This window comes from Micromonospora sp. NPDC050276 (genome assembly GCF_044459545.1).
GTDB lineage: Bacteria > Actinomycetota > Actinomycetes > Mycobacteriales > Micromonosporaceae > Micromonospora.
This window is the reverse complement of the sequence record NZ_JBITJA010000042.1, coordinates 1-2159: the sequence shown is the minus strand read 5'-3', so window position 1 is coordinate 2159 and position 2159 is coordinate 1. Positions and strand designations below refer to the sequence as shown.

The window sequence follows — 2159 nt, the reverse complement described above, 5'->3', positions numbered from 1 at the left end:
TGTCAACGCCGCTCCAAACCTGACCACCGTGGTCCGGCTGAAACTGGACCACCTCGGTTGGTTGATCTTTAGTCGTTGGTCTTATTTGCTGCAGGGACACGGCCGAGGTCGCGGTCCTTGAGTCGGTAGCTGTCGCCCTTCATCGAGATGACTTCGGCGTGGTGGACGAGTCGGTCGATCATGGCCGCGGCGACGACGTCATCGCCGAAGACTTCGCCCCAACGCCCGAAGGGCTTGTTGCTGGTGACGATGAGCGAGGCCCGTTCGTATCGGTTAGAGACCAGTTGGAAGAACAGGTTCGCGGCTTCGGCTTCGAAAGGGATGTAGCCAACCTCGTCGACGATCAGCAGCGGAATCCGACCGAGCTTGACCAGTTCGTCCTGCAGACGCCCGGCGTGGTGGGCGTCTGCCAGGCGGGACACCCACTGGGCGGCGGTGGCGAACGCGACCCGGTGTCCAGCCTGGCAAGCCCGGATCCCGAGGCCGATGGACAGGTGGGTCTTGCCAGTGCCGGGCGGGCCCAAGAAGACGACGTTCTCCTTCGACGCCACGAAGTCCAGGGTGCCCAGATGACCGATCGTCTCGCGCTTCAACGACCGCTGGTGCTCGAAGTCGAACTCCTCGAGACTCTTGCGGGCCGGGAACCTCGCGGCTCGGATGCGCCCTTCACCGCCGTGAGATTCCCGGGCGGCGACCTCGCGTTGCAGGCAGGCCGCGAGGAACTCCTCATGCGTCCACGACTCCGCCCGAGCCCGCTCAGCCAGACGTTCCACCGACGCCGCGAGAGAGGGTGCTTTCAGCGCGCGGGTGAGGAACGCGATCTCGGAGGACACGTTGCGGTTGCTGGTCTTGGCGGCCATCACGCAGCCACCTCAACGTCGAGGCCGAACATCCGGTCGTAATCGCTGAGCCGCCGGTGCTCGACCTCCGCGGTGACTGCCGGCGCCGGCACCTGCCGGCCGGCCATGCGCAGGTCAGCAGCGGCCTGCCGATGGACCGGGTCGGTGATGCTCTGATGCTTGGCCCAGCAGCGGTCGTGTCGGGCGACCTGACGGCTGTCGCAGAACACCTGCACTTGATCGGCGTCAGCGACGATGTCGACACGTCTTCCCACCGCCGCCGGGTGCACCGAGTAGTCGTTACTGTCCAACCGGACGTAGTGATCGCGAGGCAACCGCGTGGTCTGTCGCCAGCCGACCACCGGAGCGACCGGCGGCAGCGACAGCATCGCGGCCCGGTCGGCGTCCCACCGCTCGGCCGGGCGGCAGCCCAACATCCGGTGTTGGCGGTTGTTCGCCCGCACCAGCCACTCGGTGAGCTGGGCGTTGAAGTCCTGCGGCGAGCCGAACCGGCGCCCGGGCAGGAACGACGTCTCGAGATAGCCGTTGGCTCTCTCGACCAGCCCCTTGGCCTCCGGGTCCGCCGGCCGGCATTGGATCACCCTGATGCCGAGGGTGCCGCGGAAGGCGTTCATCGTCTCGGTCAGCTGCGGCCGACCAGCCCGCCACTGCCCGACCGCGGACTCGTTGTCCCACACCAACGCCTTCGGCGTCCGATCCCAGCCTGAGATCAACCTCCAGTGCCCGGCCAGCAGATCCGGTGACTGCCGCGACGGGATCATCACCGCCGACAGCCACCGCGAATACCCCGACACCATCACCAACACCGGTGGCCTGCCGACCTGCCCGAAACCCAAGGTCACGTCCGCCGGCGGGAACCACAGGTCGCACTGCGCCAACTCGCCCGGCAGATAGTCAGTGCGCTGGGCCGGGTCGGGGCGGCGGAACAACGGCCGCAACTGTTGCACCCGATCGCAGAACACCGTCTTGCCCCGGGTCCACCCGACCCGTTCCATGATCACTGTCGAGGGCATGTCCGGGAACTCCGCCAATAACACCCTGATCTGCGGCTCGACCGCGTCCACGATCGAGCCCTTCGCCGCCCGCTGATACCGCGGCGGCTCATCACTGGCCAGGGCCTTCTTCACGGTGTTGCGAGACATCCTCAACCGCCGTGCGATGGCCTGAATCGCCATGCCCTCCGACCGCCTCAGCCGCCGGATCTCCGCCCAGTCCTCCACGCTCAGCACCTCCCGATGCTTCAGGAGGTGGTCCCGATTCAGCCGGAACCACATGGTCAGTTTTCAGGCGGAGCCGACA

General features: G+C 66.9%; 2 protein-coding genes. Both read right to left on the bottom strand.

Annotation, left to right across the window (positions count from 1 at the left end):
• Nucleotides 1–68 precede the first annotated feature (68 nt).
• Entirely contained in the window at nucleotides 69–860 is a 792-nt protein-coding gene (istB, locus tag ACIBF8_RS32040; protein ID WP_396787651.1) for an IS21-like element helper ATPase IstB, read from the bottom strand.
• Nucleotides 860–2089, bottom strand: a complete 1230-nt coding sequence (gene istA, locus ACIBF8_RS32035) for an IS21 family transposase (protein WP_396787650.1) — start codon at nucleotides 2087–2089, stop codon at nucleotides 860–862. The genes istB and istA overlap by 1 nt, the downstream gene beginning before the upstream one ends.
• Nucleotides 2090–2159 lie beyond the last annotated feature (70 nt).

Coding starts and splice junctions, on each gene's coding strand:
- istB (WP_396787651.1), bottom strand. CDS start 860: ATGGCCGCCAAGACCAGCAACCGCAACGTGTCCTCCGAGATCGCGTTC.